The sequence below is a fragment of the Actinomadura flavalba DSM 45200 genome (assembly GCF_000374305.1).
GTDB lineage: Bacteria > Actinomycetota > Actinomycetes > Streptosporangiales > Streptosporangiaceae > Spirillospora > Spirillospora flavalba.
The window spans coordinates 843830-857533 of the sequence record NZ_KB894093.1 but is presented as its reverse complement, the minus strand read 5'-3'; the positions used below and the strand labels follow the sequence as shown (position 1 = coordinate 857533).

Here is a 13704-nt window from a genome sequence, read left to right as displayed (position 1 = left end):
GCGTCCGCCCTAAATCGGCTTTTCTTGCGGCCACTCCGAGAAAGCGCTGAATTCCATGACGCAAGGCGCAGAATCGTTTCTTTCCGTGCTGGAGTCGGGGCGGCTCGGCCCCGGCGCACTCCAGCCGTTCCCCGCCCCCGGGCCCGTCCCCGCCGTGGCCGCCGAGATCACCGCGCTGCTGCGGGAGCGGATCGACCCCGACGACCTGGACCGCACCGGCACGTTCCCCCCGGACGTCCTCGCCGCGCTGCGCGACCGCGGCCACTTCCGGCTCCGCCTCCCGCCGGACGACGGCGGGCACGGCCTGACCGACCACGCCGCCTTCCACACCGTCACCGAGGCGGCGGCGTGGTCCGCGTCCGCCGGGCAGCTCCTCGCCGTCCAGAACGCCGTCGGCGCCGCCGCCCTGCTCGCCGCGCTGCCGCCCGGCCCGCTGCACGACCACGTCGCCGCCCGCGTGCGCGCCGGAACCGTCTCGGCGTTCGCCGGAACCGAGGAGGCCGGTGCCAACAACGCCTGGCCGGGGACGACCGCGACCCCCGACGGCGACCACTACGTCCTGTCCGGCACCAAGCTCTACACCGGCGCCGGAGCCGTGGCCGACCTGTTCGCGCTGACCGTCACCCTCCCCGGCGACGTTCCCCGCGTCGGCGTCGCGTTCGCGGACGCGGACGCGCCCGGCCTCGCCGTCACCGCCCGGCACGAGTTCCTCGGCCAGCGCGGCCTCGGCAACGCCCGGCTGCGCCTGGACGGCGTCCGCGTCCCGCGCGCGCACGTGCTCGCCGGGGAGCCCGGCGAGCCGTCGTTCCCGGCCGAGATCATGCCGATCGCGCTGCTGAGCGCGCTGTTCTTCAACGCCGCGCCCGCCCTCGGCCTCGCCCGCGGCTGCCTGCGCCTCGTCCACGCGTTCGTCCCCGGCCGCACCGTGAACGGGCGCCCGCTCGGTGAGTACGACGCCGTCCAGCGCGTCACCGCCGACCTGCTCGCCGACGTCTACGCCATGGAGACCCTGACCCGCTGGTGCCTGCTCGGACCCGGCGCCCCCGCCCGCACGCTGGAGCGGCTGGTGGCCAAGAACGTCTGCACGCGCGCCGCCTGGCGGGTCGCGGACCGCACCGTCTCGCTGCTCGGCGCGCGCGGCCTGGAGACCGCCGCCTCCCAGCGGCGGCGCGGCGCCGTCCCGGCGCTGCCCGCCGAACGGCTGCTGCGCGACGCGCGCGGCATGCGGGTCTCCGGCAACGTGGACCTCGTCCTGGACGTCAACGCCGGACGCCTCGTCCTGTCCCGCTTCCTCGGCCGCGCCGCGCCCGCGTCCGCCGCCCCCGCGGGGGACGCGCTCGCCGCCGACGTCCACCGCTTCACCGCGACCTGCGCCGCGCTCGCCGCCCGCCACCCCGACCCGGCCGACCTCGCCGAACGCCAGGGGACGCTCGGCACCCTCGGCCGCATCGCCGCCGAACTGCTCACCGCGGCCGCCGTCCGCGCCCGCGCCGCGTCCGAGCACTCCGGCGGCGAACTGGCCGCCCTGTACGGCGCCGCGTCCCGCGCCCGGCTCGCCGCGCTGTGGACCCGCCTGGACGCCGACGCCGACGCCGCCGCGCCCGACCACGCCAAGGTCAGCCGCGGCTGGCTCGGCGGCGGTGCCGCCGACCCGTTCACCGACCCCGGAGGAGACCGCCCGTGACCACCGCACCCCCGGCCTCGTCCTGGCCCGCCGTGCTCGACGGCTTCGACCTCACCGACCACGCCGCGTTCGCGCGCAGCCCGGACGGCATCCCCTACGACGTCTTCGCGCGGCTGCGCCGCGAGGCGCCCGTCCTCTGGCACCCGCCCGGCCGCACCGGCGACGGCGAGGGGTTCTGGGTGCTCACCCGGCACGCCGACATCGCCGCCGTCGCCCGCGACCCCGCGACCTTCTCCGCGCGCGGCGGCGGCGACCGCCCCGCCGGAGGCTCCCACCTGGAGGACCTGCCGTTCGGGATGCTCGCCGGAGTGATCATGGCGATGATGGACAACCCCCGGCACCATCTGCTCGGGGACCTGCTCGGCCCCGCCGTGACGGACGCCGCCGCGGCCGCGCTCCAGGACGAGCTGCGCGCCGCCGCCGTCGCGCTCGTGGACCGCGCCGCCGCGGCCGGGCGCTGCGACCTCGCCACCGACGTCTGCGAGCCGTTCGCCTACCTCGCCATCGCGATCCTGCTCGGTGTCCCGGACGAGGACCGGCCCCGCGTCGCCGGATGGGCGCACGAGTCCACCGGCTTCCACCGCCGCCGCACCGGCGTCGCCGACGACGTCTCCCGCGTCACGTTCGCGGCCACCCGGGAGTACGTGGCGGACCTGCTGGCACGCAAGCGCGCCGACCCCGGCCCCGACCTCGCCACGATCCTCGCCACCGGTGAGATCGCCGCCCACCGCGACGAACCCCCGCTCACCGACGCCGAACGCGAGCAGAACCTGCTGCTCCTGCTGCTGACCGGCGGTGAGCAGCCCCGCAACACGCTCGCGAGCGGCCTGCGCGCGCTCGCGCGGCAGCCCGGGGGGTGGCGGGCGCTGCGCGGCGACCGGGACGCCGTGCCCACGGCCATCGAGGAGATGCTGCGCTGGGCGCCGCCCAACCCCTACAACCGCCGCACGGCGACGCGCGACGTCCGGATCGGGGACGCCGCCGTCACCGCCGGGGACAAGGTCACGCTCTGGTGGCCCTCCGCCAACCGCGACGAGGACGTCTTCCCCGACCCCGGCGCCTTCGACCTCCGCCGCGACCCCAACCCCCACATGACGTTCGGGCACGGCAACCACTACTGCCTGGGCGACCGCGTGGCCCGCCGCCAGTTCGGCGTCCTGCTCGACGTGCTGCTGGAGCGCGTCGAGGACCTGCGACCGGCCGGGCCCGTCACCTACCAGCCGAGCAACAAGCACACCATCGTCCTCGACATGCCGGTCGAGCTGCGCCCGGCACGTTCCTGAGGCGACGTCCACGACAGGAGCCTCCGCATGACCGAGACCGCCGCGTTCGACCCCGCCGTGATCACCCAGATGCTCCCCTTCAACCCGTTCGACCCGGCGTTCCACGCCGACCCCTACCCGGTGTTCGCCGCGATCCGCCGCGAGCACGGCGAGGCGTTCCGCACGCCCGCCGGAATCCCGATCCTGCTCGGCCACCCGGGCGTCACCACCGTCCTGTCCGACCCCGCCTTCGGCTGGGGTGATGGGCCGATGGTGGAGAGCCAGAAGCTGTCGATCTACGGGGAACCGCCCGTCCGGTTCCTCGCCATGCAGGACCCGCCCGACCACACCCGGCTGCGCGGCCTCGTCTCCAAGGCGTTCACGCCGCGCACCGTCGCGCGGCTGCGGCCCGTCGCCGAGCGGATCACCGACCGGCTGCTGCGCGAGGCCCGCGCCGCGTCCGACGACGGGACCGTCGACCTCATGAACGAGGTGCTGCGGCCCCTCGGCGGCCTCATCCTCACCGAGATGATGGGCATTCCCGAGCAGTACCACGAGCAGGCGTTCGCGCACTCGATGGACAGCGCCCGCGGACTCGACCCCGACTTCACCCTCACCCCCGAGCAGGCCGCCCGGCGCGACGAGGCGCGGCTGTGGTTCGCCGACCTCACCCGCGAGCTGGCCGCGCGCCGCCGCGCCGAGCCCGGCGACGACCTCATCAGCGAACTCGTCGCCGCCGAGGAGGGCGGCGACGGGCTCAGCGAGGTCGAACTCGGCATCATCTGCGTCAACCTGCTCGCCGCCGGGTTCGGCGCCACCGCCGCGCAGATGGGCAACTCGGCGCTCGCCCTGCTGCGCCACCCCGACCAGCTCGCCTGGCTGCGCGAGCACCCCGGCGAGATCGCCGGGGCGACCGAGGAACTGCTGCGCTTCGACGGGCCGCTGTTCCTGCTCACCCGCTCGGCGCTGCGGCCCGCCTCCGTCGCCGGGCTCGACCTCGCGGCGGGCGAGCAGGTGTTCCTCGTCATGGGCGCGGCGAGCCACGACCCGGCCGTCTACGACGACCCCGACCGGCTCGACCTGTCCCGGCCGCCCTACCGCGTCCTCGGCTACGGGCACGGCATCCACTTCTGCGTCGCCGCCCCCGTCGCCCGCATGACCACGCAGGTCGCGCTGGCCGCCCTGGCCCGCCAGGACGTCGAGCTGACCGGCGCCGAGCCCGCCTTCAACGGCGCCCTGGTGATCCGCGCGCTCGCCGCGCTCCCGGTGCGGCTCGGCGCCGTCCGGTGACCCCGCCGGGCCGTCCGGTGGACCGGGACGGTCCACCGGACGGGCGGTCAGGTGACGGCGACCTTCTCCCGGTCCTCCTGCCGGCCGTCGTAGACGCGCTGCGCCGCGGCGATGGCGTCCTGGTGGCGCACCGCCCAGGCGGCCAGCTCCTCGAACGCGCCCTGCAACTCGCAGGCCATCGGCGTCGCCGTGTACTCCACGCGCGGCGGGACGGTCGGGAAGACGGTGCGGACGAGCAGGCCGTCGCGTTCGAGCTGGCGCAGGGTGAGCGTCAGCATCCGGCGGCTGATGCCCTCGATGCCCCGCTCCAGTTCGGTGAACCGCACCGGGCCCTTCGCCACCGCGATCAGGATGATCTGCACCGACCACTTGCCGGCGACGCGGTCGAAGATCTCCCGGATCGGACACACGATCGGGTGCACATCCTGCGGGGACACACGCTGGTTCCTCTGTGACACGAAAGTTCCTCCTTCCGTTCCTCCTGACTGTGACAGACCATTACCTCTGGAGCAAGAAGTGGCCTAGGGCAACTATCAGTTACCCGGTCACCAACGATTACGGGGAGCACGACCTGTGTCCATGGGCGGCCCCCGCGACCAGGAAAGGACCCGATGGACACGACAACGACCAGCGCCGTGCCCCAGGCCGGTCGGCGGGAGTGGACGGGGCTCGCGGTCCTCGCACTTCCCACGCTGCTGACCTCGCTGGACACGAGCGTGCTGTTCCTGGCGCTCCCGCACATCAGCGCCGACCTCGACCCGAGCAGCACCCAGCAGCTCTGGATCCTCGACATCTACGCGCTGATGATCGCCGGGTTCCTCATCACGATGGGCACCCTCGGCGACCGCATCGGACGCCGCCGCCTGCTGATCACCGGCGCCGCCACGTTCGGCGTCGCCTCCGTCCTGGCGGCCTACTCGACCAGCGCCGAGATGCTCATCGTCACCCGCGCGCTGCTCGGCATCGCCGGGGCCACCCTGATGCCGTCCACGCTCGCCCTCATCAGCAACATGTTCAAGGACCCCAAACAGCGGTCGGTGGCCATCGCCGCCTGGCTGAGCTGCTTCATGCTCGGCATCGCCGTCGGCCCGCTCGCCGGGGGCCTGCTGCTGGACAACTTCTGGTGGGGCTCGGTCTTCCTGCTCGGCGTCCCGGTGATGATCCTGCTGATCGTCGCCGCGCCGTTCCTGCTGCCCGAGTACCGCAATCCCGGCGCGGGCAAGCTCGACCTGCTCAGCGTCGCGCTGTCGCTGGCCGCCGTCATGCCGATCGTCTACGGCATCAAGGAGTTCGCCAAGGACGGCGTCGGCGCCGAGGCCATCGCGACCACCCTCGCGGGCGTCGTGTTCCTGGCGGTGTTCATCCTGCGGCAGAGCCGCCTGGCCGACCCGCTCATGGACCTCGCGCTGTTCCGCAACCGGACGTTCGCGGCGTCGCTCGGCATCATGCTCCTCGGCTCGGCGATCATGGGCGGCATCACGCTGTTCATCAGCCAGTACCTCCAGCTCGTCGAAGACCTGTCGCCCATCCGCGCGGGCGTGTGGCTGCTCCCCGCCGCCGTCGCGCTCATGGTCAGCGCCATGGCCTCGCCGGGGCTCGCGCAGCGGCTGCGGCCCGGCGACGTCATGGCCGCCGGGCTCGCCGTCGCCGTCGTCGGCGGCGTCCTGCTCACCCGGGTCGAGACCGGCGCCGGGCTGGCCCTGCTCATCACCGGGTTCGCCGTCGTCTACTTCGGCATCGGCCCGATGGCCGCGCTCACCACCGACCTCGTCGTCGGGTCCGCGCCGCCGGAGAAGGCCGGATCGGCGTCCGCGATGTCGGAGACCGCCACCCAGCTCGGCGTCGCGCTCGGCGTCGCGATCCTCGGCAGCGTCAACACCGCGCTGTACCGGGGCGAGGTGGACGGCACCCTGCCGTCCGGCCTGCCGCCCGAGGCGTCGAGCCTGGCGCACGACTCGCTCGCCGGGGCCGTCGCCGTCGCCGCGTCGCTGCCCGCCGAGGCCGCCCGCGCGGTCCTGGTCCCCGCGCGGGAGGCGTTCACCGCCGGGCTCAACGGCGTCGGCGGCGTCATCGCCGGGACCGCCGCCGTGCTGGCGATCGCGGCGGTCGCGCTGCTGCGGCGCGTCCCGCCCGCCGGCAAGGCCCCCGCCGACGCGGCCGACCCGGCCCCCGCCGCCGACGAGGTGGCCGCCCGCTGACCGGGCGTGCCGCGAGCCCGGAGACCCCGGGAGGACGGAGAGACAGGATGGACGTCACCGATCGGGTCGTCCTCATCACCGGAGGGGCCTCCGGGCTCGGCCAGGCCACCGCCGCCGCGCTCGCGGACGCGGGCGCCCGCGTCGTCATCGCCGACCTGCCGGACTCGGCCGGGGCGCTGACGGCGAAGCGGCTCGGGGGCCGGGCGCGGTTCGTCGCCGCCGACGTCACCGACGAGGCGCAGGTCGCCGCCGCAGTCGCCACGGCGGCAGAGTTCGGTGACCTGCGCGCGGCCGTCAACTGCGCCGGCGTCGCCCTGGCCCGGCGCACCACCGGCCGCCGCGGGCCCCACCCGCTGGAGGAGTTCCGGCGGATCGTCGACGTCAACCTCGTCGGCACCTTCAACGTGCTGCGGCTCGTCGCCGCGCACCTGGAGACGCTCGACCCCCTCGGTGAGGAACGCGGCGTGATCGTCAACACCGCGTCGGTGGCGGCGTTCGACGGGCAGATGGGGCAGGCCGCGTACGCCGCGTCCAAGGGCGGCGTCGTGAGCATGACGCTCCCCGTCGCCCGCGACCTGGCCGCGCGCTCCGTCCGGGTGGTGACGATCGCGCCGGGCGTGTTCGACACCCCGATGGTCGGCGGGCTGCCCGACGCCGCCGTCGCCTCGCTGGCCGGGCAGTTCCAGCACCCCGCCCGGATGGGCGACCCGGCCGAGTTCGCGGCGCTCGTCGCGAGCGTTCTGCGCAACACCATGCTGAACGCGGCGGTGCTCCGGCTCGACGGGGGACTCCGGCCCGGACCGCGCTGAACCCCGGAAATGTTCGGTACTCCGCTGCCCGGATGCGGCCACCGATAGGGGTCGTAGGGGCTGTCATCCGAGCCGTCCTGGAAATAACGTGAAAAGCGTGGTGCGGCGGGGGCGCACGCCCCGCGCGGTGCCACAGAAGGGAAACCAATGATCATCGAGCACGCGCTGCTGTCGGTCGTCCCGGACCGTGTCGACGCCTTTGAGGAGGCGTTCAAGAAGGCCGAGCCGGTGCTGGCCGAGGCCGAGGGTTTCGTGTTCGTGGACCTGCTCCGCCAGACGGGGGCCACCGGCGCCTACCTGATCCTCATCGCGTGGGCGGGCGAGGCCGCCGCCGCCGGGTTCCGGGCCTCGCCGTCGTACGCGGCGTGGACGGACCTCGTCGGCTCCCACTTCGCCGCACCGTTCTCGTCGGACCACTTCGAGGTGCTCTCGCACTACCCGCCCGAGGGCTGACCCCGGCACGCCGACGACCAGACTCCCACCCCGCACTCTCCTCCCGGCACCCGGGAGGAGAGTGCGCGTTCGTTTCCGCCCGAATAACGAGTTCCGAGGTTACGGAAAGTCAACACCCGCAATGTTGCACGGCATCAGGGGGATGCATGAGCCTCGTGGAGCGTGACCGAGAAATCCGCCGCCTCAATCCACTGTGGACCGAAAGAGATTCCGGTTCCGGCGCCGTCACCGTGATCAGCGGCCCGGTCGCCAGTGGAAAGACCGAACTGCTCGAACTGTGCGGCGCGCAGATGCGCCGCGCCGGAGTCCTCGTGCTCAAGGCCGCGGCGTCGCGGACCGAGACGGGGATTCCCCTCGGGGTCATCGGCCAGTTCGTCGCCGCCGTCGAGAACACCGCCGACCCCGACGTCGCCGCCGCCCGCGCCGTCCTCGGCGACCGCCCCTTCCCGTGGACCGCGGGCGGTTTCGACGTGACGGCCCGCAGAGAGATGGACCTGCTGCACGCCGTGGCGGGAATGCTCGCCGAACTGGGCCGCACCCGGCCCGTCGCGCTGTGCCTGGACGACGCCGGCTACGCCGACGTCCCCTCGCTCGTCTGCCTCCTCTACCTCGCCCGCCGACTGCGCTTCTCCCGCGTCATGATGCTGCTCAGCGACAGCGAGCACTCCAGTAGTGAGTACCGCTGCTTCCAGGCCGATCTGCTGCGCGAGCCCCGCAGCCGCCACGTGCGGCTGCGCAGGCTCACCCTCGGCGCCACCGCCCGCCTGCTCGAACAGTTCCTCGGCGCCGCGCCCACCGCCGCGCAGGCCGAACGCGCCCAGGAGCTGACCGGCGGGAACCCGCTCCTGCTCCGCACCCTCGCCGAAGAGCATCTCGCCCGCGCCGGGGGCGCGGGCGACCTCGTCCCCGGGCCGGAGTTCGCGCACGCCGTCGGCCTCTGCCTACTGCGCTGCGAGCACACCTCGCAGAACGCGGCGCGGATGGTGGCGCTGCTCGGTGACCGGCCCGCCACCGAGGAACTCGTCGCGGAACTGCTCGGCGTGGACCGCGTCACCGGTGCGCGCGCCCTAGGCGAACTCGTCGCGACCGGCCTGCTGCTCGACGACGGCCGCTACCGCGACCCCGCCGTCCGCGCGGCGGTGCTGGCGGGCTGGGCGCCCGAACGCCGCGCCGAGGCGCACACCCACCTCGCCCGCCTGCTCCACGACTGGGGTGCCTTACCCGCGCAGGTCGCCGGGCACCTCATCCGCGGCAGGCCCACCGGCGAACCCTGGGTGCCGCCGCTGCTGCTCCGCGCCGCCGAGCAGGCCCTGCTGCGCGACGACAACAGCGGCGCCGTCACGCTGCTGCGCGCGGCGCTGAACGCCTGCGCCCACGAGGACGAACGCGCCCCCGTCACGCTGGCGCTGCTGCGGACGCTGTGGCGCACCAACCCGGTGTCGGCGGGCCGCTACCTCAACGACGCGGTCGGCCACGCCATCGCCGGACGCCTCACCCGGGGCGACAGCGCCTCGCTGCTCATCTACCTGCTCTGGTTCGGCCGTCTCGACCTCGTCCACGCGCTGGTGGAGGCGCTCGCCGGACGCGCCGACGGAGCGGCGCACGCCGTCGAGACCTGGCTGGGCTGCTTCTACCCCGACCTGCACCGGGGCGCGCGGGACGCCGACGGCCCGCCGGGCACCTCGCCCGCCCGGCGCAGCGGGCCCAAGCGCGCCGCGCTGCTGCTCAGCTCCGTGCTGCACGGGAGCTGCGGGGAGGTGAGCCTCACCCTGGCCGAACAGGTGCTCCAGGGCGCCCGCCTGGACGACGAGGGCATCTTCACGATCAGCGCCGCCCTGGTGGCGCTCATCTACGAGAACCGCCTCGCCGACGCCGAGCACTGGTGCGACTCGCTGCTGGCCGAGCTGGCGGACCGCTCCGCCCCGACGTGGACGGCGATGCTGCTGACGCTGCGCTCCACCGCGGACCTGCGCCGGGGGCGGGTGGCCGACGCCGAACGCCACGCCGACCAGGCCCTCGACCTCATCACGCTCGACGGCTGGGGCGCCGCCGTCATGCTGCCGCTCGCCAACTCGATCGTCGCCAAGACCGCCATGGGCCGGTACGAGCAGGCGGGCGCACTGGCGCGGGCGGCCGTGCCGGAGGCGGGGCTGCGGACGCTCGGCGGCGTCCACTTCCTGCACGCCCGGGGCCGCTACCACCTCGCCACCGGCCGCCCGCACGCCGCCCTGGACGACTTCCAGAGCTGCGGCGACACGATGGCCGAATGGGGCCTGCTCACCAGCGTCGTGCCGTGGGCGGCGGACGCGGCCGACGCGCTGCTGACGCTCGGTGACCGCGACGGCGCCCGCGCGCTGGCGCAGCGCGAGCTGGAACGCACCTACGGCGCGCGGGGCGGGCTGCTGCGCGTCCTCGCGCTCACCGCCGGATGCGTGGAGCAGCGCCGGGCGCTGCTGGAGGAGGCCGTCGCGGAACTGGAGGACGTGGACGACCTGTACGGGCTCGCCCGCGCCTGCGCCGAGCTGCGGCGCGCCCACCTCCAGCTCGGTGACGAGGCGGGGGCGCAGGCCATGGAGAGCCGGGCGCAGGAGCTCGGCCGCCGCCACGGGTTCGTCGCGCACGGCACCGCGAGCCGTCCCGTGCCCGCCGTTCCGGCGCCCGAGGGCGGCGCCCTGGAGGTGCTCAGCGAGGCGGAGCGGCGCGTCGCGGTGCTCGCCGCGCACGGCGACACCAACCGGCAGATCGCGGGCAAGCTGTTCATCACGGTGAGCACCGTCGAACAGCACCTCACCCGCGTCTACCGCAAGCTCGACGTGGGGCGCCGCTCCGAACTGCTCACCCGGCTGAAACCGGGGCGGTATCCGCTGGAGCCGGCCGACTCGGCCTGACCCGCCGCAGGGGCGCCGGGTCATACCGGCGCTCCGGCGTCCGCCCGGCACGCCCGCCGGTACTCGCCCGGCGGGACGCCGTACTCCCGCTTGAAGGCGTGCGCGAACGTGAACTCCGACGTGTAGCCGACGTCCAGCGCGACGCGGCGCAGGGACGCGTCCGGCTCGCGCAGCAGCCGGGCCGCCAGGATCATCCGCCACCCGGTGAGGTACGTCAGCGGCGGCTGGCCCACCGTCGTCGTGAACCGCCGCGCGAACGCGGCGCGGGACAGGCCCGCGCGGCGGCCGAGGTCGGCGACCGTCCACGGCCGGGCGGGCTCGCCGTGCAGCGCGTCCAGCGCCGCCGTGACCGCCGGGTCGTGCAGGGCCGCCGCCCAGCCGTCGTCCTCGCGCCGCTCGTCGAACCAGGCGCGCAGGAGGTAGAGCAGGACGAGGTCGAGCAGCGCGGGCACCGCGGCGCCGCTGCCCTGCGCGGGCGACTCCGCCTCCTGGGCGAGCAGGCCCACGGCGGCGTTCAGCGACGGGTGCCGCCCGATCCGCGCGGGGAAGCGCAGCACGTCCGGCAGGTCGTCGAGCAGGGGGTGCGGGCGGGGCTGGTCGAGGATGTAGGCCCCGCAGAGCAGGGCCGTGGACTCCTCGCCCTCTGCGTCCCCGCCGCCCTCGGGCGGCCGCTCGCTCATCGGCGTCCCGCCGCGGTCGGCCAGGCCGTGCGCCCGGCCCGAGGGCAGCAGCACGATGTCGCCGGTGCGCAGCGGGAGGACCGCGCCGTCGTCGGTGACGAGCACGCACGATCCGCGCAGGACCAGATGGAAGCCCGCCCCGGCGACGGCGGGGAACCACTGCCCGAACGGGGCGCGGTGCGTCACCCGGCGGCAGTGCGGCCGCCCGGCGCTGACCGAGCTGATCACGTCTGACAGGACGTCCACACTCCGCAATCTAGCACGCATCCACCTATCAAGACGATGGAACAGGGAATCATCTTTTCCATGGATGCAACGTCTCGGGATGATGCTACGTTGGGTAGCCGGTCGAACTCTCAGGGTGGGGTGGCGTGATGGCGGTCGCGGTGTTCGGAGCGAGCGGTTACCAGGGCGGCCTGGTCCTGGCGGAACTACGGCGGCGGGGTCTGCGCCCGCTGCTGGTGGGCCGCTCGGCGGCGCGGCTGCGGGAGGCGGCCCGCCGCGCCGACCTGCCCGAGACGGTCCGCGTCGCCGACACCGCCGACGAGGAGGCCCTGGCGCACGCCTTCGCGGACGCCCGCGCCGTCATCGACTGCGCGGGCCCCTTCGCCCGGCTGGGCCCGCCGGTCCTGCGCGCGGCGCTGGCCGCGGGCTGCCACTACACCGACACCTCCGGCGAGCAGCGCCACGTCCGGTGGGTCCTGGACGCGATGGACGACGCGGCCCGCCGCGCGGGCGTCACGGCCGTCCCCGCCGCCACCGACGGCTGCCTGCTCCCCGACCTGGCGGCCCGTCTGCTCTCCGACCGGCTCGGCCCGCTCGACTCGCTGTTCATCACGCACGTGGTCGAGGGCGGCACCTCGTCCCGGGGCTCGCTGCGCTCCCTGGTCGAGGGCATGGACGACATCCGGTCCGGCGGCGTCAGCTACCGCGACGGCGCCTGGACGGAGGCCGCCCCGGAACCCGCCGAGGTCCTGCTTCCGGACGGCGCGGCCGTCCGGACGGCCCGCTTCCCGCTCCCCGAGGTCGTCACGATCCCGCGGGCGACGCCCGTCCGGAACCTGACGGCCGTCGTCGACGCCGACCTGCGCTCCCGCCTGAGCGCGGCCCCGCCGCCCGCCGAGTCCATCGCCGCCCTGCCGGACGGCCCCGACCCGGGCGCCCGTGCCGCCCAGCGCTTCACCTACCTGCTGGACGCGCTGGCGACGTCCGGCGCCCGCGCCCGCGTCACGCTCCGCGGCCGGGACACCTACGGCACCACGGCCGTCACGGCGGTGGAGACCGCCGTCCGCCTGCTCGCCGCGCCGCCGTTGCCGGGCGCGCTCACCGCGTCCCAGGCGCTGCGGCCCGGCTCGTTCCTCGCGTCGCTGAGCGCCCACGGCGTCGACCACGCCGTCTCCGCCCCCGCCCCGGTCTGAATCCCGGGCGGGGGCGAAGGGCGCGGTCAGCTCCGGGCGAAGGCGCGGAGGCGGGTCAGGTCGCCGTTGAAGTAGTTCTGGTCGCCGGGGAAGACGCCGCGGTCGGACCACTGCCAGATCGTCTGGTAGGTCCAGTTGAAGGGCATCGGACCCGGGGTGCCGTTGTAGTTGGCGATCATGAGCGGGTTCGTGGTGGCGAAGCCGCCGAGGTTGCCGGTGCACTGCGTCCACCAGCTCGTGGAGGTGTAGATCGCGGGGTAGCGGCCGGTGCGGGCGCGGTAGCGGTCGCTGAACGCGCGAATCCAGTTCACCATCGCGGTCTGGGAGAGCCCGTAGCAGGCGGCGCCGTAGGGGTTCCACTCGACGTCGAGCAGGCCGGGCAGCGTCCGGCCGTCGGCCGACCAGCCGCCGCCGTTGTTGACGAAGTAGTCGGCCTGGACGGCGCCGGACGAGATGTTCGGCACCGCGAAATGGTAGGCGCCGCGGATCAGCCCGGCGTTGTAGGAACCGTTGTACTGCTGCGCGAAGTACGGATTGCGGTATCCGGTGGATTCGGTCGCCTTGACGTAGGCGAATTTGGCGCCGTTGGCGGCGACGGACGCCCAGTTGACGTTTCCCTGCCACGAGCTGACGTCGAGTCCGGGCGTCTGCGGGACGGCGAGCACCCCGGCGGCGGGCGCCCGCCGCGCGGCCGGTTCCCGCTTGGCGATCTGCGAGCCGAGCCAGTGCCGGTCGGGGCCGTCGGCGGGTGCGGCGGCGGCGCCGGGCGCGGCGAGCGCGCTCGCCGCGAGACCGCCGGAAAGGATGAGGGAGAGCGCGAGAATCCTGGCCATGCGGGAGCTCCTGAGGGAGAGGGGCCGAGTGACGCGTGCTGCGGTTATAGTCCGCGTCCCCGCCCTTCCGCGAGCACTTGACGGGCATTTGATGCCGATCTTCGATTCGGTGTCCGGTTCTTTGGCAGGTTCCGTCCTGCCCTGAGCGGAGACGATCGGCTAGCGGGCCGGGCGGCCGCTCGCCCGGCG

Annotated in this window: 11 protein-coding genes; 8 read left to right on the top strand and 3 right to left on the bottom strand. The window is 74.7% G+C overall.

Annotation, left to right across the window (positions count from 1 at the left end):
• The first annotated feature begins 85 nt into the window (after window positions 1-85).
• From C229_RS29290 to C229_RS0103795, 3 genes are read left to right on the top strand one after another with little or no spacing between them, the layout of a single operon-like run.
• Window positions 86-1684: an acyl-CoA dehydrogenase family protein gene (locus tag C229_RS29290; RefSeq protein WP_018653750.1), complete on the top strand. Its 1599-nt coding sequence runs from the start codon at window positions 86-88 to the stop codon at window positions 1682-1684.
• Complete coding sequence (locus C229_RS0103800; protein ID WP_018653749.1) at window positions 1681-2967, top strand: cytochrome P450; 1287 nt, start codon at window positions 1681-1683, stop codon at window positions 2965-2967. Before C229_RS29290 ends, C229_RS0103800 begins: the two co-directional genes overlap by 4 nt.
• Window positions 2968-2994: 27 nt before the next feature.
• Window positions 2995-4236, top strand: coding sequence for a cytochrome P450 (locus C229_RS0103795; RefSeq protein ID WP_018653748.1), 1242 nt, complete (start codon window positions 2995-2997; stop codon window positions 4234-4236).
• Between the two features lie 47 nt (window positions 4237-4283).
• Here C229_RS0103795 and C229_RS0103790 read toward each other — a convergent pair whose 3' ends face one another.
• Window positions 4284-4673, bottom strand: a complete 390-nt coding sequence (locus C229_RS0103790; RefSeq protein ID WP_240487064.1) for a winged helix-turn-helix transcriptional regulator — start codon at window positions 4671-4673, stop codon at window positions 4284-4286.
• A 174-nt stretch (window positions 4674-4847) separates the two neighbouring features.
• Between C229_RS0103790 and C229_RS0103785 the strand changes: the two genes are divergently transcribed.
• From C229_RS0103785 to C229_RS0103770, 4 genes are all read left to right on the top strand, one after another.
• Window positions 4848-6434, top strand: coding sequence for an MFS transporter (locus C229_RS0103785; RefSeq protein ID WP_018653746.1), 1587 nt, complete (start codon window positions 4848-4850; stop codon window positions 6432-6434).
• Window positions 6435-6481: 47 nt separating this feature from the next.
• The gene (locus C229_RS0103780; RefSeq protein ID WP_018653745.1) at window positions 6482-7243 is read left to right on the top strand and encodes an SDR family NAD(P)-dependent oxidoreductase; all 762 of its coding nucleotides are present in this window, start codon (window positions 6482-6484) and stop codon (window positions 7241-7243) included.
• Between the two features lie 147 nt (window positions 7244-7390).
• On the top strand, window positions 7391-7696 hold the full coding sequence (locus tag C229_RS0103775; protein ID WP_018653744.1) for an antibiotic biosynthesis monooxygenase family protein: 306 nt from the start codon (window positions 7391-7393) through the stop codon (window positions 7694-7696).
• Window positions 7697-7842: 146 nt separating this feature from the next.
• A complete protein-coding gene (locus C229_RS0103770) occupies window positions 7843-10584 on the top strand; it encodes a helix-turn-helix transcriptional regulator (RefSeq protein ID WP_081639711.1) in 2742 nt (913 codons plus the stop codon).
• Window positions 10585-10604: 20 nt separating this feature from the next.
• On the opposite strand, the gene C229_RS0103765 is transcribed toward C229_RS0103770, so the two are convergent.
• Window positions 10605-11510, bottom strand: coding sequence for an AraC family transcriptional regulator (locus tag C229_RS0103765; RefSeq protein WP_018653742.1), 906 nt, complete (start codon window positions 11508-11510; stop codon window positions 10605-10607).
• 128 nt (window positions 11511-11638) lie between these two features.
• Here C229_RS0103765 and C229_RS0103760 point away from each other — a divergent pair, with 128 nt between their 5' ends.
• A complete protein-coding gene (locus C229_RS0103760) occupies window positions 11639-12682 on the top strand; it encodes a saccharopine dehydrogenase NADP-binding domain-containing protein (protein ID WP_018653741.1) in 1044 nt (347 codons plus the stop codon).
• Window positions 12683-12708: 26 nt separating this feature from the next.
• On the opposite strand, the gene C229_RS0103755 is transcribed toward C229_RS0103760, so the two are convergent.
• On the bottom strand, window positions 12709-13515 hold the full coding sequence (locus C229_RS0103755) for a lysozyme (RefSeq protein ID WP_018653740.1): 807 nt from the start codon (window positions 13513-13515) through the stop codon (window positions 12709-12711).
• Between the last annotated feature and the right edge of the window lie 189 nt (window positions 13516-13704).